The sequence below is a fragment of the Streptomyces kanamyceticus genome (assembly GCF_008704495.1).
Taxonomy (GTDB): domain Bacteria; phylum Actinomycetota; class Actinomycetes; order Streptomycetales; family Streptomycetaceae; genus Streptomyces; species Streptomyces kanamyceticus.
Window position 1 is genome coordinate 5630115 of the sequence record NZ_CP023699.1, and the last position, 19032, is coordinate 5649146.

Sequence of the window (19032 nt, forward strand, 5' to 3'; positions counted from 1 at the left end):
TATGTGCGAACGGAGCACAGTGGAGACCGAGGCAAGGAAGCAAGGCCAGTAGCCCCCGCCCCGGGATGGCGAGTACGCACATACTCCCGCGGCCCCGCCCCCAAGACGAACCCAAGGCGAACCCGCACCAAAACTCATGCAAGCACGCTTGCTTGTTTCTGAAGCCGCTGGCATGCTCCAGGCACACCGCCGTCCCCGAGGGGAGCGCCCCGTGTCCGACGTCCTGCCCGTGCTCGCAGACCTGCGCCGTGAGAGTGAGGAACTCGACCGGCTCGTAGCGCAGTTGCCGTACGAGCGATGGGCGACCGGCACCCCCGCCACCGGCTGGACCGTCGCGCACCAGATCGCTCATCTCGCCTGGACCGACCGCGCCGCCCTCCTCGCCGCCACCGACCCCATCGCCTTCGCCGACGAAGTCGCGAAAGCCGCCGCCGCCCCCGACACCTTCGTGGACGACGGCGCCCAAGAAGGCGCCACTCTCCCGCCCGCCGACCTCCTCACCCGCTGGCGCACCGCCCGCGACAAGCTGTGGCACGTCCTCAGCGAGGCCCCCGCGGGCACCCGCCTGCCCTGGTACGGCCCGCCCATGGCCGCCCCCTCCATGGCGACCGCCCGCCTCATGGAGACCTGGGCCCACGGCCAGGACGTCGCCGACGCCCTGGGAGTGACGCGCGAGCCCACCGACCGTCTCCGTCACGTGGCCCGCATCGGCGTACGGACCCGCGACTTCGCCTACGCCGTACGGGGGTTGACCCCGCCCCAGGAGGAGTTCCGAGTGGAGCTGACGTCGCCCGTGACCGGGGAGACGTGGGAGTACGGTCCCGACGACGCACCCCAACGCGTCACCGGACCCGCCCTGGACTTCTGTCTGCTCGTCACGCGCCGAGCGCACCGCGCGGACCTGGACGTACGGGCCCAAGGCCCGGACGCCGACCGCTGGTTGGACATCGCGCAGGCCTTCGCGGGACCGCCCGGCACCGACCGCACCCCACGCGAGGGGACCTCCCGATGACCCCCGCCCCTCTCCGCATAGGCAACGCCTCCGGCTTCTACGGCGACCGCTTCGACGCCATGCGCGAGATGCTCACCGACGGCCCCCTGGACGTCCTCACCGGCGACTACCTCGCCGAACTGACCATGCTGATCCTCGGCCGCGACCGCCTCAAGGACCCGTCGCGCGGCTACGCGAAGACCTTCCTGCGCCAGCTGGAGGAGTGCCTCGGCCTCGCGCACGAACGCGGAGTCAGGATCGTGGCCAACGCGGGCGGCCTGAACCCGTCCGGACTGGCCGCAAGAATAAGGGAGTTGGTGCGGGAGCTGGGTATCCCCGTCGCCGTGGCGCACGTGGAGGGGGACGACCTCACCGCCCGCTTCCCCGGCGTACTCACCGCCAACGCCTACCTCGGCGGAGCCGGTATCGCGGAGTGTCTGCGCGCGGGCGCGGACATCGTGGTGACGGGCCGCGTGACGGACGCGGCCCTCGTCACGGGTCCGGCGGCCGCGCACTTCGGCTGGTCGCCGACGGACCACGACCGCCTGGCGGGAGCGGTCGTCGCGGGCCACATCCTGGAGTGCGGGACGCAGGCCACCGGAGGCAACTACGCGTTCTTCGCGGAGCGGGACGCGCGCGACCTGCGCCGCCCCGGCTTCCCGCTGGCCGAGATCCACGAGGACGGCTCGGCGGTCATCACGAAGCACGACGGCACGGGCGGTTTCGTCGACGTGGGCACGGTCACCGCGCAGCTGCTCTACGAGACGCAGGGGTCTCGGTACGCGGGCCCGGACGTGACCGCGCGGCTCGACACGGTGACGCTCACGGAGGAGGGTCCGGACCGGGTGCGCGTGACGGGCGTACGGGGTGAGGCGCCGCCGCCGACGCTGAAGGTGGGCCTGAACCGCCTTGGCGGCTTCCGCAACGAAGTGGTGTTCGTGCTGACCGGGCTCGACATCGAGGCCAAGGCGGCGCTGGTCCAGGCTCAGATAGAGGACGCGTTCGACAGGGGCAAGTCCCGTCCCAAGCAGGTTAGTTGGGAGCTGTCCCGTACCGATCGCCCGGACGCGTCGACCGAGGAGACGGCCAGCGCGCTGCTGCGACTCGTCGTGCGCGACGCGGACGCGGAAGCGGTCGGCAGGGCGCTCAGCGGCGCGGCGATCGAGCTGGCGCTCGGCAGCGTCCCCGGCTTCCACGTGACGGCGCCGCCGGGCAAGGGTGCGCCGTACGGGGTGTTCGAGGCGGCGTACGTGGAGCGGGACGCGGTGGAGCACGTGTCGGTGCTGCCGACGGGTGAACGCAGGCCGGTCGGTGAGGACACCGCGCACGACATTCTCGTACTGCGGGAGCCGACCTTGAAACCCCCGCCCCCCGAACCGCTCCCCCCGAGCCCCACCCGCCCCACCCCCCTCGGCCGCATCGCAGGCGCCCGCAGCGGCGACAAGGGCGGCGACGCCAACCTCGGCGTCTGGGTGCGCGGCGACGACGCGTGGCGGTGGCTCGCCCACGAGTTGACCGTCGACAGGCTTCGGCAACTCCTGCCCGAGACACGTGACTTGGTCATCACCCGCCACGAGCTGCCCAACCTGCGCGCCCTGAACTTCGTCGTGGAGGGGCTGCTCGGCGAAGGCGTCGCCGCGCAGGCCCGTTTCGATCCGCAGGCCAAGGGCCTGGGGGAGTGGCTGCGCGCCCGCCACCTGGACATACCGGAGGTATTGCTGTGACCGTCCTCGCCTCCGCGCTCGACCCCGCGAGCGCCGAGTACGCCGAGTACCGCGAGGCCATGCTGGCCAGGCTCGACGAGCTCGGCACCGAGCAGGCCAAGGCCCTGGAGGGCGGCGGCGAGAAGTACGTCCAACGTCACCACAAGCGCGGCAAGTTGCTGGCCAGGGAACGGATCGAGCTGCTCCTCGACCCGGATACGCCCTTCCTTGAGCTTTCGCCGCTCGCGGCCTGGGGCAGCGACTATCCGGTCGGTGCCTCCATGGTCACGGGCATCGGCGTCGTCGAGGGCGTCGAGTGTCTGATCACCGCCAACGACCCGACCGTACGCGGCGGCGCGAGCAATCCGTGGACGCTGAAGAAGGCGTTCCGGGCGCATGAGATCGGGCACGCGAACCGGCTGCCCTCGATCCACCTCGTGGAGTCCGGCGGCGCCGATCTGCCCTCCCAGAAGGAGATCTTCATCCCGGGAGGCGCCCTGTTCAAGCACCTCACGCAGTCATCGGCCGCCGGGATCCCCACGATCGCCGTCGTCTTCGGCAACTCCACGGCGGGCGGCGCCTACGTGCCCGGCATGAGCGACCACGTGATCATGGTCAAGGAGCGCGCGAAGGTGTTCCTCGGCGGTCCGCCGCTGGTGAAGATGGCGACCGGCGAGGAGAGCGACGACGAGTCGCTGGGCGGCGCCGAGATGCACGCCCGCACCTCGGGCCTCGCCGACTACCTCGCCGAGGACGAGCGCGACGCGCTGCGCCAGGCCCGCCGGGTCGTATCCCGCCTCAACTGGCGCAAGGAGTACGCCGATCCGGACCCGTCCGCGGTCCAGGCGCCCAAGTACGACGAGGACGAGCTCCTCGGCATCGTCCCCGGCGACCTGAAGAAGCCCTTCGATCCGCGCGAGGTGATCGCGCGGATCGTCGACGGCTCGGACTTCGACGAGTTCAAGCCGCTGTACGGGCCGAGCCTCGCCACGGGGTGGGCCTCGCTGCACGGCTATCCCGTAGGCATCCTCGCCAACGCGCAGGGCGTGCTGTTCAGCGAGGAGTCGCAGAAGGCGGCCCAGTTCATCCAGTTGGCCAACCAGCGAGACATCCCGCTGCTCTTCCTGCACAACACCACCGGATACATGGTCGGCAAGGAGTACGAGCAGGGCGGCATCATCAAGCACGGCGCGATGATGATCAACGCGGTCAGCAACTCGCGGGTGCCGCACCTGTCCGTCCTCATGGGCGCCTCCTACGGCGCCGGGCACTACGGCATGTGCGGGCGCGCCTACGACCCCCGCTTCCTCTTCGCCTGGCCGAGCGCCAAGTCGGCGGTGATGGGGCCGCAGCAGCTCGCGGGCGTGCTCTCCATCGTCGCCCGGCAGTCCGCCGCCGCGAAGGGGCAGCCCTACGACGACGAGGCGGATGCCGCGCTGCGCGCCATGGTGGAGCAGCAGATCGAGTCCGAGTCGCTGCCGATGTTCCTGTCCGGGCGGCTCTACGACGACGGGGTCATCGACCCGCGTGACACCCGCACCGTCCTCGGCCTGTGCCTGTCCGCGATCCACACCGCCCCCTACGAGGGCGCGCGCGGCGGCTTCGGCGTCTTCCGGATGTGAGGGCTCCCATGACTTCTGAGGAACTGCCCATGATTACTTCCCTGTTGGTCGCCAACCGGGGCGAGATCGCCTGCCGCGTCTTCCGTACCTGCCGGGAGCTCGGCATCGGCACGGTCGCCGTGTACTCCGACGCGGACGCGGACGCCCTGCACGTACGCGAGGCGGATTGCGCCGTACGCCTGCCGGGGGCGGCGCCCGCCGACACGTATCTGCGCGGCGAGCTGATCGTGAAGGCCGCGCAGGCGGCGGGCGCGGACGCCGTCCACCCCGGCTACGGCTTCCTCTCCGAGAACGCGGACTTCGCGCGCGCCGTCCTCGACGCGGGCCTGGTCTGGATCGGGCCGCCCCCGGAGGCGATCGAGGCGATGGCGTCCAAGACGCGCGCCAAGGAACTGATGGGCGTCGAGCCGCTCAAGGAGGTCACCGCCGCCGATCTGCCGGTCCTGGTGAAGGCGGCGGCGGGCGGCGGCGGGCGCGGGATGCGCGTCGTACGCGAACTAGACGCTCTGGACGGGGAGTTGGAGGCCGCGCGCGCCGAGGCGGCCAGCGCGTTCGGGGACGGCGAGGTGTTCGTCGAGCCGTTCGTCGAGGGCGGGCGGCACGTCGAGGTGCAGATCATGGCCGACGCGCACGGCACGGTGTGGCCGCTCGGCACCCGCGACTGCACGCTCCAGCGCCGCCACCAGAAGGTCATCGAGGAATCCCCGGCGCCCGGACTGCCCCCGGAACTCGTCGCCGAACTGCACGCGCAGGCCGTACGGGCGGCACGGGTCACCGAGTACCGGGGTGCGGGCACGGTCGAGTTCCTCGTCGCTGACGGGCGGGCGCACTTCCTGGAGATGAACACCCGGCTCCAGGTCGAACACCCCGTCACCGAGGCGGTGTTCGGCATCGACCTGGTGGCGCTGCAGATCCGGATCGCCGAGGGGCACCCGCTTACGGGGGAGCCGCCCGTCGCGCGCGGACACGCCGTCGAGGCCCGTATCTACGCCGAGGACCCGGCGGCGGGCTGGGCCCCGCAGACCGGCACGCTGCACCGCCTGACCGTGCCGGGGGTGCGCCTGGACACCGGGTACGCGGCGGGCGACGGCATCGGCGTGCACTACGACGCCATGCTCGCCAAGGCCGTCGCGCACGCCCCCACGCGCGCCGAGGCCGTGCGCAAGCTCGCCGGGGCCCTGGAACGGGCGGCGGTGCACGGCCCGGTGACAAATCGCGACCTGCTCGTACGCTCCCTGCGGCACCCGGAGTTCACCGGCGCCCGCATGGACACCGGCTTCTACGACCGGCACCTCGCCGACCTCGCGGCCGCCGCGCCCGACCCGCACGCACCGCTGGCCGCCGCCCTCGCGGACGCGCACGGCCGCTCCCGGTTCGGCGGCTGGCGCAACCTCCGCTCGGCGCCCCGCGTCAAGCGCTACCGCACCGAGCCCGACGGCGCCGAGCACGAGGTCCGCTACGACCACACGCGGGACGGCCTGACCGCCGAAGGGGTCCGTGTCGTCGCCGTGGCGGCGGAGCGCGTGGTGCTCGAAGTCGATGGCGTACGACGCGAGTTCGCGATCGCGCGGTACGGCGAGGGGGGTGACGGCCGCGTCTACGTCGGCACGTCCCGGGGCGGCACCGTCCTCACCGCGCTGCCCCTGCTCCCCGAGCCGACCGCCCGCCGCGAGCCCGGATCGCTGCTCGCCCCGATGCCCGGCACCGTAGTCCGCGTCGCCGAAGGACTCACCGAAGGGGCTCGGGTCACCGCCGGGCAGCCCCTCATCTGGCTGGAGGCCATGAAGATGGAGCACCGCGTCTCCGCTCCCGCCTCCGGAACGCTCACCGCCCTGCACGCCGCCCCCGGCCAGCAGGTCGAGGTCGGCGCGCTGCTCGCCGTCGTACAGGACTCCAGCGGAGTCGTACAGGAGGAAGAGTCCGTATGAGCCTCGAAATCCAGGAGCACCAGGACCTGCGCGCCGCCGTCGCCGCCCTCGGCAAGCGCTACGGCCGCGAGTACATGACCCGCGTCGTGGCGGCCGACGGCCACCCCGACGAGCTGTGGGCGGACGCCGCCAAGCTCGGCTACCTGGGCGTGAACCTGCCCGAGGAGTACGGCGGCGGAGGCGGCGGCATCGCCGAACTCTCCATCGTCCTTGAGGAGTTGGGCGCGGCGGGCTCGCCCCTCCTCATGATGGTCGTCTCGCCCGCGATCTGCGGCACCGTCATCGCCCGCTTCGGCACGGAGGCCCAGAAGCGGAAGTGGCTGCCCGGGCTCGCCGACGGGTCCCGCACGATGGCGTTCGGCATCACCGAGCCGGACGCGGGCTCCAACTCGCACCGCATCACCACCACGGCGCGCCGCGACCCCGACTCCGGCGACTGGCTCCTGACCGGCCGCAAGGTCTTCATCTCCGGCGTGGACATCGCCGACGCCACCCTCGTCGTCGGCCGCACGTCCGACGCTAGGACCGGCAGCCTCAAGCCGTGCCTGTTCATCGTCCCGCGCGACGCCGAAGGCTTCCGGCGGCGGCAGATCGACATGGAACTCCAGGCCCCGGAGAAGCAGTTCGAGCTGACGCTCGACGACGTGCGACTGCCCCCGGACGCGCTCGTCGGCGACGAGGACGCGGGCCTGCTCCAGCTCTTCGCGGGCCTGAACCCCGAACGGATCATGACCGCCGCGTTCGCCCTGGGCATGGCCCGTTACGCACTGCACAGGGCCACCGAGTACGCCAAGGAACGCACCGTCTGGAAGGCCCCCATCGGCACCCACCAGGCCATCGCGCACCCGCTCGCCCAGTGCCACATAGAGATCGAACTGGCCCGCCTGATGATGCAGAAGGCCGCCGGGCTCTACGACGAGGGCGACGACACCGGCGCGGGCGAGGCCGCCAACATGGCCAAGCTCGCCGCGGCCGACGCCTGTGTGAAGGCCGTCGACCAGGCCGTGCACACGCTCGGCGGCAACGGCCTCACCAAGGAGTTCGGGCTCGCCTCGCTCATCGTGGCCGCGCGGGTGGCCAGGATCGCCCCCGTCAGCAGGGAAATGATCCTCAACTACGTGTCCCACCAGACGCTCGGCCTGCCCAAGTCCTACTGAGGAGCGCTTTCATGAGCCTGTCCGTCGCCTCGACGGTGCGTGGCATCACCACCGTCACCCTGGACCTGCCCGAGCGGCGCAACGCGCTCTCGGCGGACCTGCTCGGCGCCCTGGCCGAGGCGTTCGGCGACCTCGGCGAGGACCCGGGCACCCGCGCGGTCCTGCTCACCCACACCGGCACGACGTTCTGCGCGGGCGCCGACCTGAAGGACCCGCCGGACCCCGCCGCCTTCGTGGCGCTGCTCCGGCTCCTCGTCGAACTGCCCAAGCCGGTGATCGCCCGGGTGGACGGGCACGTGCGGGCGGGCGGGCTCGGTCTCCTCGGCGCCTGCGACATGGCGGTCGCGGGACCCGGCTCCTCCTTCGCGTTCACGGAGGTGCGCATCGGGGTCGCGCCCGCCGTGATCTCCATGCCGCTGCTGCCCCGCGTCGACCCGAGCGCCGCGTCCCGCTACTTCCTCACCGGGGAGCGCTTCGACGGCGCGGAGGCGGCGCGGATCGGCCTCGTCACGGCGTACGCGGCCGAGCCCGACGGGATGGTCCAGACCCTCCTGGACGGGGTGCGGGCGGCCGCCCCCGGCGCCCTGGCCGAGACGAAGAAGCTGCTCACGGCTAGGGTGCTCGACGCATTCGACGACCACTCGGACGCCCTCACCGCCCTGTCCGCGCGGCTCTTCGGCTCCGCCGAGGCCCGGGAAGGGATGGCGGCGTTCCTCGAACGACGGGAGCGCCCATGGGCGTTGTGACCGCCGCCGACCGCGCGCCCAAGCAGGACCGCAGCCGTGCCACCCGCCTGAAGCTCCTGGAGGCCGCGGTGTCCTGCCTGGCCGAGCACGGCTGGGCGGGCTCCACGGTCTCCGTGGTCGCCGAGCGCGCGGGGGTCTCGCGGGGCGCGGCCCAGCACCACTTCCCGACCCGCGAGGACCTCTTCACGGCGGCCGTGGAGTACGTCGCCGAGCAGCGCTCCACCGCCCTGCGGGAGCTGCCCGCGCAGGACAGGGCGGCGGTGGTCGCCGCCCTCGTCGACCTCTACACGGGCCCGCTCTTCCGCGCCGCACTCCACCTGTGGGTGGCCGCGTCCAACGAGCCCCAACTGGGCTCACGCGTCACGGAACTGGAATCCCGCGTGGGCCGCGAGACGCACCGCATAGCGGTGGAACTGCTGGGCGCGGACGAGTCCCGCCCCGGGGTCCGCGAAACGATCCAGGGCCTCCTGGACATGGCCCGGGGCCTGGGCCTGGCGAACCTCCTGACGGACGACGGGGCGCGGCGGGAACGGGTGGTGGCGCAGTGGACGGTGCTGGTGGAGGGGGTGTTGTAGGGGTCGGGCGCAGGGGAGCGGCGGCTGGGCCCGGGCACAGTGTCAGCATCCCCGCGACCGCCTCACCCCACCCGCCCGCCCCCGCCCAGCGTGACTTGGCCTCGTCGGCTGGTGGACCCATCCGGGGCGGGCGAAGTCTCCGGTGCGGCGGTTCCCTCCAGCGGCCGAACACGGCCGGGGCCTCCACGGCTCCTTCTACGTCGACGCCTTGCGGAATTCCGCTGCTACCTCCGACAGAGCGGGGCGGTCGTACGGTTCGTAGCTCAGCATCCGGTCGACCATGACGCCGAAGGGTCCCGGTAGGTCGAACGGGCGTCGCTTGTTGTCGACGACGGCCTGCCGCTGTTCCTCGCGCTCCGCATGGTCCGGGTACTCCATCGCCCTGATGCCGGTGGCAGAGATCAGCAGGGACGCCCCCAGGGCGTACACGTCGGCCGCTGGGGATGGCGTGGCCGTGCCGGTGGCCAGCACGGCGCGGGAGATCTCGGGTGGCTCGTAGTGGACGAGGCACCCCGGATACGGGAAGTCGTAGAGGGAGTCGACGCGGCCGCCGCGTGCGAACGCGAGGTCGATGAGGTGGATGCTGCCGCCGTCCACGATCAGGTGGGCGGGTTGCATGTCTCCATGGACCCAGCCGTCGCTGTGGAGACGGTCGAGGGCTTCTACGCACTGAGCTGCGGTTCCGTAGTCGATGGGCGCCTGGGGGCCCTTCCTGCGGTACTCCCAGAGAGGCCAAAGGGCCACTCCGTCGTACCAGGGCTGCACGCTGAACGTGCCTCGGTCCCATGTGCCGTAGGCGACGTGCGGTCTCCCCAGGGTGCGCAGAACGGATGCCTCGCGAGCGGGGGCGAGAGCTGTGTACCCGCGCTTCCCGTCGATGGCGTACCCGACCTTCACCGCCACCCGGCCGTACGGCGACTCGGCCTCCCACACCATGGAGCCGCGCCGGTCGGCAACGACCCTCAGGGCCCTCGGCCGCACGACCGCCTCGACCTCCGACGGCAACTCCGCGAGCGTGTCAGCCACAGCTGTCCTTCCTGGGGGAATCGGGAGACGGAAATGGGAGACGGGAAATGGAAGACCGCCGCAGACCGGCCCTCAATGCGAGGGCCGGTCCCGGCGCAGCTCCTAGTAGGGACGACCGTCGTCGGAGTCGCACTGCGAGACCCCGCCTTCGACGTGCGCCCAATACTTGTCCTCGACGACGAAGCCCGCGTCACGCATCGCGGACTTCGTATGGATCAGCGAGCCAGCGGGGCGAGCCCCCCTCTCGGGGTGCGGGTTGTGGTGGAGGAACCTGCCCGCGATGCGGTCGAAGAGCGCTGCGGCGTCCCTGGTGTGCAGGTAGACGCAGTGGATTCCTCGGTCCACCGCGTCGGACGGCATGAGCGGCAGGCCGTCGTGTACGGCCACCGTGCCGAAGTAGGCCAACGCCTGGTCCACGATGCCGGGAGCGTGCCGAGGGTCCTCTCCCATGTCGTTGATCAGGAAGAGCACGAAGTGCCCGAACGTCTCGTCGTCTACGAGTGAGGCGCCTGTCTTGTACTCCACTGCTGTGGTCATGCCCGTACCTCCGTCAGTTGGGGGAACAGGCCTGATGGTTCCGCCATCTGCCAGGTCACCGCGACGTCATGGAAGGCGTCCGACCGACGTCGGTTGAGGGGCGTCAATTCGGTGTCATTCAACGGTGATTGGGTCTAGCGTGACTCACATGACAGCCACGGTCGCGGAGCCTAACGACACCCTGCGTGCCGTCCGTATCGGCATGCGCATGAGTCAAGAAGATCTGGCCCGAGCCTTGCGCCGGGCAGGTGAGGAGCTGGGGGAGCGCAACGAAGCCAGCAAGCGGCTCGTGCAGCGTTGGGAGGCTGGCGTCAGCCGCTCCCCCCGGGGTGTGTATGTGAGAGCCCTGGAGCGAGTCACAGGGCGCCCCGTTGAGGAGCTCGGGTTCGCACTGGCAGTTATGGCACGAGTGCACGACGACGGAGCAGGGGGGCACGACATGGACCCCGACCCGGAAGGTGTGGCTGCGGCGTCCGCCGAGACGGATCCAGCGACCGAGGCTCAGGGGCAGTACGGCGGAGTCTGGCTGTCCAGGTACGAGTACTACTCATCCGGCCGGGACAGTTCCTACGAGGGCAAGCACTACGTAGTGGTGGTGCAGACCGGCAACCGGCTCACGGTGCGGAGTCTGCCCGGAGCGTCCGCCAGCCCGGACAGCCCGCTCTCCATTGACTTGACGTTGGACCAGTCCGTTGTCACCGGGTCATGGACGGAGCAGACCGCCCCCGACGGGTACTACCAGGGCGCCCGCTATCACGGGGCGGTTCAGATGCTGGTGGAGCCGACCGGGCGCAGGATGGCCGGGAAGTGGGTCGGGTTCGGGAAGGACTTCGACGTGAACACCGGGCCGTGGGAGCTGCGGCTCATGGACCCGTCGACCCGCAAGGCGACGCTGGAGCGCTACAGCCGACCCCCTGAGTAGGGGCGGCGCGGGGCGCAGGGATCTTTATGGTGCTCGCCCGAGTCAGCACGAAGCCAGCACGCTGCCGCGCTGCCCCCGCGGGCACAGAAGCGGCCCGGCCACTCCGAGGAGTGGCCGGGCCGGTATTAGCGGCGGCGGCCGCCTGGAGAAGCGTCCTGCGATGCCCTACCAGTCCCCCTCCTGGCTGGCACGGGCCCTCAAGTCCCGGTTGCTTGACCGGACCTGACCCGACCTGGCTTGGCCGGACCTGATCTGGCGTCGGGTGGCCGGTGGCGTGAGGTCGGGCCTGGAGGGGGCGGGTGGGTGGGGTGAGGCAGCGGTGTCACGGGGCCGAGCGGGAGTTCCCGGCACCAGCCTCGTGCCGGAGGCCCTCAGCGCGCGATCTCGTCGTACCCCTCGATCGCCTGCGGGCCCCGCGACGCAGGTCCCACGTACCGGGCCGAGGGGCGGACAAGCCGCCCCGTCCGCTTCTGTTCGAGGATGTGCGCCGACCACCCCGCGGTGCGCGCACACGTGAACATCGACGTGAACATGTGCGCGGGCACCTCGGCGAAGTCGAGGACGATCGCCGCCCAGAACTCCACGTTGGTGGCGAGGACGCGGTCGGGGCGGCGGGCGTGCAGCTCGTCCAGGGCCGCCTTCTCCAGCGCCTCGGCGACCTCGAAGCGGGGCGCCCCCAGCTCACGCGCGGTGCGGCGAAGCACTCGCGCACGCGGGTCCTCGGCCCGGTAGACCCGGTGCCCGAAGCCCATGAGGCGCTCGCCCTTGTCCAGGGCCTGCTTCACGTACGCGACCGCGTCCCCCGTGCGCTCGATCTCCTCGATCATGCCGAGGACCCGGGACGGCGCCCCGCCGTGCAGCGGTCCCGACATCGCGCCCACGGCCCCGCTCAGCGACGCCGCGACATCGGCCCCCGTGGAGGCGATGACGCGCGCCGTGAACGTGGAGGCGTTCATGCCGTGCTCGGCGGCCGAGGTCCAGTACGCGTCGACGGCCTGCACGTGCTTGGGATCGGGCTCTCCGCGCCAGCGCTTCATGAAGCGCTCGACGACCGTGTCGGCCTTGTCGATCTCCCGCTGCGGCACCATCGGCAGACCCTGGCCGCGCGCGGACTGGGCGACGTAGGAGAGGGCCATGACGGCGGCGCGCGCGAGGTCGTCGCGGGCCTGCTGCTCAGTGATGTCGAGCAGCGGGCGCAGCCCCCACACGGGCGCGAGCATCGCGAGCGCGGACTGGACGTCGACGCGGATGTCGCCGGAGTGCACCGGGATCGGGAAGGGCTCGGCGGGCGGCAGACCGGGGTTGAAGGCGCCGTCGACGAGCAGGCCCCACACGTTCCCGAAGGAGACGTGGCCGACCAGGTCCTCGATGTCGACGCCCCGGTAGCGAAGGGCGCCGCCCTCCTTGTCCGGTTCGGCGATCTCCGTCTCGAACGCGACGACTCCTTCAAGTCCGGGTACGAAGTCGGACATCAGGCGGCTCCTCGTGATGTGTTCGACAAGATGGTTTCGAGAGATGGGGTTGCGATCAGCTCGTGACCATGTGTCAGAAGTGGGCAATTTCGGTCCGGTTCCGCGGTCGTGTGCGTCGACTTCGCCGACTCGCGGTCCGGAACGGTCATCCCGGTGATGCCCCGTGAGGCTGGTGGTCACCCAACCGATTCGGCAGCAGGACGATATCCCTTGGTGCCACCTTTGGCGATCGAATGCGGCACTCAGTGCCACACGTCACCTCTCCGTGGCGTAGTGCGCCCCGTCGAGCGCCCCTGCGTCCGCGCTCCTACGTATACGGCAAGATGACCGCGTGACCGACTCCAGTGCCCCCGTTCCCGAACCGGCCTACATGCGAGAGCAGTACGTCACCGACGGGCTCGCCGAGGCCGCGCTGCCCGGCGACCCCCTGGAGCAGTTCGCGCTCTGGTTCAAGGAGGCGGCACGCGCGACGGGCGCCGTCCACGAGCCGAACGCCATGGTCGTCTCCACGGCCGACGCCGAGGGCAGGCCCAGCTCCCGCACGGTGCTCCTGAAGGGCTTCGACGAGCGCGGCTTCGTCTTCTTCACCAACTACGAGTCCCGCAAGGCCCGCGAGCTGTCCGCCAACCCGTACGTCTCGCTGCTCTTCCCCTGGCACCCCATGGCCCGCCAGGTCATCGTCTCGGGCACGGCGGCACGCGTGGCCCGCGAGGAGACCGTCGCCTACTTCCGCACCCGCCCACACGGCTCCCAGCTGGGCGCCTGGGCCAGCGCGCAGTCCTCCGTACTCACCTCGCGGCGAGAACTCGACCGCGCGTACGCGGACTTGGCGGCGCGCTACCCGGAGGGCGAACAGGTCCCGGCCCCACCGAACTGGGGCGGCTTCCGGGTGACCCCGACGGCGGTGGAGTTCTGGCAGGGGCGATCGGACCGCTTGCACGACCGTTTGAGGTACGTACGCGAGGCGGGCCAGGGGTGGCACCTGGAGCGCCTCAGCCCGTGAGATTTCCAGCCGGGCCGGAAAATTCGGCTGGACCGGGCAATTTCCCCGGGCCGGGCAATTTCAGCCGGGCCGGGGAAAAATCAGCCCGTCCGGCGTTTGAGGACGAGCCAGGCCGCAGGCCGCGACCGGCATCAGCCCACCCGCGGACCGGCCGCTACCCCGTCAGGACCCCGTCCAGAAACGGCTCGATCGCCGCGCGCCAAGCGCCCGGCTGGTCATAGTGAACGAGATGCCCCGCATCGGCCACCTCCGCGTACTCCCCACGCGGCAGCACCCGCACCATCTCCTGCGACTCGGCGCGGCCCAGCTCGCCGTCCAGGCCGCGTACGACGAGGGTGGGGCAGCGGACCTGGATCAGCTCCTCCCAGTGCGCGTCGTGCACCCACGTCTCGCGGGACTTGAGCATCTGGGCGCGGTCGAAGACGGGCCGCCAGCCGTCCTTGCCCTCGGTCATCACCTCGGCGAAGAACTCGCCGCGCGCGGGGTTGGGGCGCTCCACCCAGGGGTCGTCCTCACCGAACCACTTGCGGACGTCGGCGAGGGTGGCGAAGGGAACGGGCCAGGACTTGAACCAGTCCTCCCACTCGCGCTGCGACGCGGCGCCGAGCGCGGAGGCCCGCATGTCGCAGATGATCAGGCCCCGGACGAGGTCGGGGCGGCGCGCGGCGAGCTGCCAGGCGGTGAGCGCGCCCATGGAGTGGCCGATGAGCACGGCGGGCGCGAGGCCGAGCTGGTCGAGGGCGGCCTCGGCGTCGTCCACGTAGGCGTCGCGGCTGTAGGGGCCCTCGGGGGGCTTCTCGCTCTGTCCGTGGCCGCGCTGGTCGAGTGCGACCGCGCGGTGGCGTTCGGAGAGCCAGCGGGCGGTGTCCGCCCAGTGGGACGCGCGGCCCATGAGGCCGTGCAGTAACAGCACTCCGCCTGACGAGCCCTCGACCTCCCTGAGCTTGGGAGGGTCGGCGTACTCCCAGGCGGCGAGGCGTACGCCACCCGCACCTGTCACGTCGATGCGCCGCACCATGATTCCTGGCACCCCCCTTGATTCCGCTCGGGTTCCACGCCTGGTCCTGCTCCGCACCCCCGCACGCTATCGAACTCCCTTTCGAAAGCGCCCGGATCGGCGATAACACCCCTCGTTCGGGTGACCGGTCTCAAGGATTGGCCGGCGCTGCCGAGGGGAGATCTTCATCGGGGGGCGGGCCGCTCGGGGAAGCCGGTCCGAGGGGAATGACCTTGAGAGCTCGGGGCTCCAGGTCAGCACAGGGGAGGACAGGCCCCGGCGCTCTTGGGCGCCGGGGCCCTCTACTGGTCCGCGGGCGGTACGAGCCCGTCCATCGGACGGACGTTCGTGCTCACCAGACGGGCACATACTTCTGCCCCCTCTCCGGCCGTGCGGCCAGACCCGGTGCCGACACGGTCAAGAGCCCTCAGGTCATATGCCTCTCGCGACAGCCTTGCACGCAAAACGCTCGGCCGCTGCGATTCCGCACACTGAATCTTGGACTCCGAGAGATCTCGTGGAGATCCCGGGGTCTTGTCAACTTCCCCTCTAGTAACGGAAGTTGACCTCAGTGCCCGCATCCGGCGACGTACGCCCCAACAACGGGTGGCCGCCGCCCGAAGCGGAACCCTCCCAGCGCTCGATCGGCGCCGGGTCAGTGCTTGATCAACGCTTGGCGACGAAGACGTGCGAGGCGATGTCCGAGGCCAGCTCCGCGGCCTCACCGCTGCTGCCCACGAGCACACCGCCCGCGGACTCCGTCACGCTCACCACGGAGCCGGGCTGCACGCCCGCACGCCGCAGCGTGTACATCAGCTGGGCGTCCGTCTGGATCGGCTCGCCGATGCGGCGGACGACGACGGTCTTGCCCTCGGCGCCCGGGTCCAGCTCCATCAGAGAGACCATGCCCTCGTCCAGGAACGGATCCGCGCCGTCCTTCTCGCCCAGCTCCTCCAGGCCCGGGATCGGGTTGCCGTACGGCGACTCGGTCGGATGGCGGAGCAGCTCCAGGACGCGGCGCTCCACCGCCTCGCTCATCACGTGCTCCCATCGGCACGCCTCGGCGTGCACCTGCTCCCACTCGAGCCCGATCACGTCGACGAGCAGGCACTCCGCGAGGCGGTGCTTGCGCATCACACGGGTGGCCAGACGGCGGCCCTCCTCGGTGAGCTCCAGGTGACGGTCGCTCGCGACCGCCACCAGGCCGTCGCGCTCCATGCGCGCCACGGTCTGGCTCACCGTCGGTCCGCTCTGGTCGAGCCGCTCGGCGATCCGGGCGCGCATGGGGACCACACCTTCCTCCTCAAGCTCGAGGATGGTGCGCAAATACATCTCAGTGGTGTCAATCAGCCCCGACATGGGTGCCCCTCAGAATTCGCTCGTGCGCTGGCCCTGCCCTCAATTCTGACGCATACCACTGACAACCGTGCCGCGCCGGTGGAATTCCCGCCGCTGAGGGGCCTGAGACAGTGTTGACAGGGCATAGGTCCAGACCGCAACGTGAGGCGAATGAGCTCCAAGAGCGAGAGTAAATTGGTCGGCCGGTACTTCGACGCCGCCATCGGGCTGCTCCAGCGTGTCCGTGACGAGGAGTCCGGGCACGTCGCGGAGGCGGGCACCGTGCTCGCCGACGCCGTCGAGGGCGGCGGGCGGCTCTTCGCCTTCGGCGCCGGGCACTCCTCGCTCGCCGCGCAGGACGTCGTCTACCGCGCGGGCGGCCTCGCCCTGATGAACCTGCTCGCCGTGCCGGGCGTCGTCGGCGTCGACGTCATGCCCGCCACGCTCGGCTCCGCCCTGGAGCGCGTCGACGGGCTCGCGGGCGCCGTCCTCGACTCGTCCCCGGCCCGCTCCGGCGACGTACTGGTGATCATCTCGCTCTCGGGCCGGAACTCGCTGCCGGTGGAGATGGCGATGAACGCCCGCGCGCTGGGCCTGCGGGTCATCGGCGTCACCTCCGTGGCGTACGCCACCGAGACCAGGTCGCGGCACACCTCGGGCACCTTCCTCAAGGACCACTGCGACGTCGTGATCGACTCCAAGATCGCGGTGGGCGACGCGGAGCTCGCCGTCGACGGGGTCGACGCGCCGTTCGGCCCCGCGTCCAGCGTGGTCACCAACGCGCTGATGCAGGCCATGATGGCCGCCGCCGTCGAGGAGCTCGTCGCCCGCGGCAAGCAGCCGCCCCTGCTCCGTTCGGCGAACGTGGACGGCGGGCACGACTGGAACGGCCGGGTCTTCGAGGAGTACGGGGACCGGATCTTCTACCGTCGATAGTCGCTGGTCGCTGCGCTTGGCTTGAGCGGTGTTGGTTGTGGGGTCGCTGCGGGTCCGTTGTGGCCGGGCGCGCAGTTCCCCGCGCCCCTTACGGGGCGCGCCCGGTCCGTACCGTGGCCCTTACGGGGCGAATCTGATGCGTACCGTCAAGCCTCCGCCCTCCCTGTTCGCCTCGGCGGTGGCCTCCGCCCCGTGCGCCCGCGCGATCGCCGCCACGATCGACAGACCGAGACCGGCACCCTCCCCGCGCGCGTGGGTGCGTTCGGTCAGCCGCCGGAACGGCTCGAAGAGGTGCGGGACGGTCTCCGGAGGGACCTCGGGGCCCGTGTTGGTGACCTCCAGCGTGCCGTCCCCCTCGACCCGCACGGTGACGCTGCCGTCCGGCACGTTGTAGCGCACCCCGTTCGCCACCAGGTTGTGGACGAGACGGTCCAGGAGCACCCCGTCGCCCTCCACCGTCAACGGCTCGGCCCGCACCGTCACGGCGACGTTCCAGGCGGCCGCCTCCGCACCCAGGCCGTCCGCGACCGCGTGCGCGAGGACGTCGAGCGCGACGGGCTCGCGCCGCTCCAGGCCCTGCTCCGACGCGGCGAGCAGCAGCAGCCCCTCGATCAGCTGCTCGCTGTCGTCCGCCACGGAGATCAGCTTCTTGCGGATCATCGCCACCCGCTCCGCGTCGGGCTCACCGGCGAGGCCGATCTCGGCGGCCGCCCGCTGCACGGCGAGCGGCGTGCGCAGCTCGTGCGCCGCGTTGGCCGCGAACCGCTGCTGCGCGCCGACCAGACGCTCTATCCGGTCCAGCATCTCGTCGAAGGTGTCGGCCAGGTGCTTCAGCTCGCCCGGCGGGGCGTCCAGGCCGATCCGCTCGTGCAGATTGGCCCCGGAGAGCCGCCGCGCGGTGCCGGTGATCACCGCGACGGGGCGGAGCACCCGGCCCGCCATCCACCAGGCGAGGGCGATCGACAGCACGGCGTACGCGGCGAAGACGATGACGGAGACGGTCAGGAGACGGTTGAGCGCGGCCTCGCCCGCGAGGTCGCTGACCTTCGCGATGGCCAGGCCCTCGGTGTCCGCGGACGGCAGCGTGCGCCGCACCGGGGTCGCGGGCACCACCTGAAGGGCCGGGAGCGAAGCGGCGGTGTCCTTCCACGGCGGCCGGGGATCCCCGGGGACGGCGGTGGTCACCGCCGTACTGATGGACGAGTAGAGCCCCTGCTCCACCAGCAGGTACACGAGCCCGGTCAGGAGCGCCCCGGCAAGGACGAGCAGCCCGCCGTACAGCGCGGTCAGCCGGGCCCGTTCGCTGCTCATCCCCACCGACGGCAGGCGCCCGCGCCTCACAGGGACCGCCCCGTGACCCGGTACCCGGCGCCCGGCACCGTCTCCACCACCGAAGGCTCGCCCAGCTTCGCGCGGAGCTTGGAGAGGGTGACGCGGACCGCGTTGGTGCGGTAGCTGGTGTCCTCCTCCCAGACCTGTTCGATCAGGTCCTCGCCGCTGACCACCGCGCCGTCCGCCCGCAGCAGCGCCTCAAGGACCGCGAACTCCTTGCGGGACAGCGCGAGATGACGCCCGTCCCTGCTGGCCTGGCGGCGCGCGGTGTCCAGGACGAGCCCGGCCCGTTCGAGCACGGGCGGCAGCGCGGGCCGGGCCCGGCGGCCGAGCGCGATGACGCGGGCGAGCAGCTCGTCGTACGCGAACGGCTTGGTCAGGTAGTCGTCGGCGCCCAGGCCGAGCCCGGCCACCCGGTCACGCACCGTGCCCGCCGCCGTCAGCATCAGGACCCGGGTGAGCAGCCGCTGCTGTACGACGCGGCGGCACACCTCGTCGCCGTGCAGGCCCGGCAGATCGCGGTCGAGGATCAGCACGTCGTACTCCCCGAGCTGCAGCTTGCGTAGCGCTGTCAGGCCGTCGGAGGCGATGTCGACGGCCACCGCGTCGCGCCGGAGCCCCTCGGCGATCATCTCGGCCAGGAAGTCCTCGTCCTCCACCAGAAGTACGCGCATGCCGACCTGTGTACCGGAGAGTGACCTTTCGCCGGTGTAAGCGTCCCCGTGGAGAGAAACGAAACCCCGCTTC

Annotated in this window: 17 protein-coding genes; 10 read left to right on the top strand and 7 right to left on the bottom strand. The window is 71.4% G+C overall.

All coding sequences use genetic code 11. The features are described 5' to 3' along the window. Nucleotides 1-211 precede the first annotated feature (211 nt). The 7 genes from CP970_RS24235 to CP970_RS24265 are packed head-to-tail and all read left to right on the top strand — an operon-like array spanning nucleotide 212 to nucleotide 8722. A complete protein-coding gene (locus tag CP970_RS24235; protein ID WP_055556446.1) occupies nucleotides 212-1012 on the top strand; it encodes a TIGR03084 family metal-binding protein in 801 nt (266 codons plus the stop codon). Continuing rightward, a complete protein-coding gene (locus CP970_RS24240; RefSeq protein ID WP_150493886.1) occupies nucleotides 1009-2715 on the top strand; it encodes an acyclic terpene utilization AtuA family protein in 1707 nt (568 codons plus the stop codon). The genes CP970_RS24235 and CP970_RS24240 overlap by 4 nt, the downstream gene beginning before the upstream one ends. Then, a complete protein-coding gene (locus CP970_RS24245) occupies nucleotides 2712-4316 on the top strand; it encodes an acyl-CoA carboxylase subunit beta (RefSeq protein WP_055545224.1) in 1605 nt (534 codons plus the stop codon). Before CP970_RS24240 ends, CP970_RS24245 begins: the two co-directional genes overlap by 4 nt. A 29-nt stretch (nucleotides 4317-4345) precedes the next feature. After that, entirely contained in the window at nucleotides 4346-6244 is a 1899-nt protein-coding gene (locus CP970_RS24250; RefSeq protein WP_055545225.1) for an acetyl/propionyl/methylcrotonyl-CoA carboxylase subunit alpha, read from the top strand. Further along, nucleotides 6241-7401, top strand: coding sequence for an acyl-CoA dehydrogenase family protein (locus CP970_RS24255; protein WP_055545226.1), 1161 nt, complete (start codon nucleotides 6241-6243; stop codon nucleotides 7399-7401). Before CP970_RS24250 ends, CP970_RS24255 begins: the two co-directional genes overlap by 4 nt. Nucleotides 7402-7412: 11 nt before the next feature. Continuing rightward, nucleotides 7413-8147: an enoyl-CoA hydratase family protein gene (locus CP970_RS24260; RefSeq protein ID WP_055545227.1), complete on the top strand. Its 735-nt coding sequence runs from the start codon at nucleotides 7413-7415 to the stop codon at nucleotides 8145-8147. After that, complete coding sequence (locus CP970_RS24265; RefSeq protein WP_150493888.1) at nucleotides 8135-8722, top strand: TetR/AcrR family transcriptional regulator; 588 nt, start codon at nucleotides 8135-8137, stop codon at nucleotides 8720-8722. Before CP970_RS24260 ends, CP970_RS24265 begins: the two co-directional genes overlap by 13 nt. A gap of 195 nt (nucleotides 8723-8917) precedes the next feature. Here CP970_RS24265 and CP970_RS24270 read toward each other — a convergent pair whose 3' ends face one another. After that, nucleotides 8918-9748 carry a protein kinase domain-containing protein gene (locus CP970_RS24270; RefSeq protein WP_055556713.1) on the bottom strand — a complete coding sequence of 277 codons (831 nt, stop codon included), beginning with the start codon at nucleotides 9746-9748 and terminating at the stop codon, nucleotides 8918-8920. A 102-nt stretch (nucleotides 9749-9850) separates the two neighbouring features. Beyond that, on the bottom strand, nucleotides 9851-10285 hold the full coding sequence (locus CP970_RS24275) for a glycine-rich domain-containing protein (protein WP_055556711.1): 435 nt from the start codon (nucleotides 10283-10285) through the stop codon (nucleotides 9851-9853). 148 nt (nucleotides 10286-10433) lie between these two features. Between CP970_RS24275 and CP970_RS24280 the strand changes: the two genes are divergently transcribed. Continuing rightward, nucleotides 10434-11207 (top strand): helix-turn-helix domain-containing protein, encoded by a 774-nt coding sequence (locus CP970_RS24280; protein ID WP_055556709.1) that lies wholly within the window; start codon nucleotides 10434-10436, stop codon nucleotides 11205-11207. Nucleotides 11208-11578: 371 nt separating this feature from the next. On the opposite strand, the gene CP970_RS24285 is transcribed toward CP970_RS24280, so the two are convergent. Then, nucleotides 11579-12679: a citrate synthase 2 gene (locus tag CP970_RS24285; RefSeq protein WP_055554115.1), complete on the bottom strand. Its 1101-nt coding sequence runs from the start codon at nucleotides 12677-12679 to the stop codon at nucleotides 11579-11581. A 370-nt stretch (nucleotides 12680-13049) separates the two neighbouring features. Here CP970_RS24285 and pdxH point away from each other — a divergent pair, with 370 nt between their 5' ends. Next, complete coding sequence (pdxH, locus tag CP970_RS24290; protein ID WP_055554117.1) at nucleotides 13050-13682, top strand: pyridoxamine 5'-phosphate oxidase; 633 nt, start codon at nucleotides 13050-13052, stop codon at nucleotides 13680-13682. 154 nt (nucleotides 13683-13836) lie between these two features. On the opposite strand, the gene CP970_RS24295 is transcribed toward pdxH, so the two are convergent. After that, nucleotides 13837-14700: an alpha/beta fold hydrolase gene (locus tag CP970_RS24295; RefSeq protein ID WP_055554112.1), complete on the bottom strand. Its 864-nt coding sequence runs from the start codon at nucleotides 14698-14700 to the stop codon at nucleotides 13837-13839. A gap of 645 nt (nucleotides 14701-15345) precedes the next feature. Beyond that, entirely contained in the window at nucleotides 15346-16038 is a 693-nt protein-coding gene (locus CP970_RS24300) for a metal-dependent transcriptional regulator (protein ID WP_055554110.1), read from the bottom strand. Between the two features lie 150 nt (nucleotides 16039-16188). Here CP970_RS24300 and CP970_RS24305 point away from each other — a divergent pair, with 150 nt between their 5' ends. Further along, entirely contained in the window at nucleotides 16189-16953 is a 765-nt protein-coding gene (locus tag CP970_RS24305) for an SIS domain-containing protein (protein ID WP_055554108.1), read from the top strand. A 120-nt stretch (nucleotides 16954-17073) separates the two neighbouring features. Here the strand turns inward: CP970_RS24305 and CP970_RS24310 are convergent, their stop codons facing one another. Then, nucleotides 17074-18264 (bottom strand): sensor histidine kinase, encoded by a 1191-nt coding sequence (locus tag CP970_RS24310; RefSeq protein ID WP_055554106.1) that lies wholly within the window; start codon nucleotides 18262-18264, stop codon nucleotides 17074-17076. 26 nt (nucleotides 18265-18290) lie between these two features. Continuing rightward, entirely contained in the window at nucleotides 18291-18959 is a 669-nt protein-coding gene (locus CP970_RS24315; protein ID WP_055554103.1) for a response regulator transcription factor, read from the bottom strand. Nucleotides 18960-19032: the final 73 nt, after the last annotated feature.

What these genes read in the sequence shown, in the direction of transcription:
- CP970_RS24295 (WP_055554112.1), bottom strand. Translation starts at nt 14,700, where the DNA reads ATGGTGCGGCGCATCGACGTGACAGGTGCGGGTGGCGTACGCCTCGCC.
- CP970_RS24285 (WP_055554115.1), bottom strand. Translation starts at nt 12,679, where the DNA reads ATGTCCGACTTCGTACCCGGACTTGAAGGAGTCGTCGCGTTCGAGACG.
- CP970_RS24300 (WP_055554110.1), bottom strand. Translation starts at nt 16,038, where the DNA reads ATGTCGGGGCTGATTGACACCACTGAGATGTATTTGCGCACCATCCTC.
- CP970_RS24260 (WP_055545227.1), top strand. Translation starts at nt 7,413, where the DNA reads ATGAGCCTGTCCGTCGCCTCGACGGTGCGTGGCATCACCACCGTCACC.
- CP970_RS24280 (WP_055556709.1), top strand. Translation starts at nt 10,434, where the DNA reads ATGACAGCCACGGTCGCGGAGCCTAACGACACCCTGCGTGCCGTCCGT.
- CP970_RS24305 (WP_055554108.1), top strand. Translation starts at nt 16,189, where the DNA reads ATGAGCTCCAAGAGCGAGAGTAAATTGGTCGGCCGGTACTTCGACGCC.
- CP970_RS24240 (WP_150493886.1), top strand. Translation starts at nt 1,009, where the DNA reads ATGACCCCCGCCCCTCTCCGCATAGGCAACGCCTCCGGCTTCTACGGC.
- CP970_RS24265 (WP_150493888.1), top strand. Translation starts at nt 8,135, where the DNA reads ATGGGCGTTGTGACCGCCGCCGACCGCGCGCCCAAGCAGGACCGCAGC.
- pdxH (WP_055554117.1), top strand. Translation starts at nt 13,050, where the DNA reads ATGCGAGAGCAGTACGTCACCGACGGGCTCGCCGAGGCCGCGCTGCCC.
- CP970_RS24310 (WP_055554106.1), bottom strand. Translation starts at nt 18,264, where the DNA reads ATGAGCAGCGAACGGGCCCGGCTGACCGCGCTGTACGGCGGGCTGCTC.
- CP970_RS24315 (WP_055554103.1), bottom strand. Translation starts at nt 18,959, where the DNA reads ATGCGCGTACTTCTGGTGGAGGACGAGGACTTCCTGGCCGAGATGATC.
- CP970_RS24275 (WP_055556711.1), bottom strand. Translation starts at nt 10,285, where the DNA reads ATGACCACAGCAGTGGAGTACAAGACAGGCGCCTCACTCGTAGACGAC.
- CP970_RS24250 (WP_055545225.1), top strand. Translation starts at nt 4,346, where the DNA reads ATGATTACTTCCCTGTTGGTCGCCAACCGGGGCGAGATCGCCTGCCGC.
- CP970_RS24255 (WP_055545226.1), top strand. Translation starts at nt 6,241, where the DNA reads ATGAGCCTCGAAATCCAGGAGCACCAGGACCTGCGCGCCGCCGTCGCC.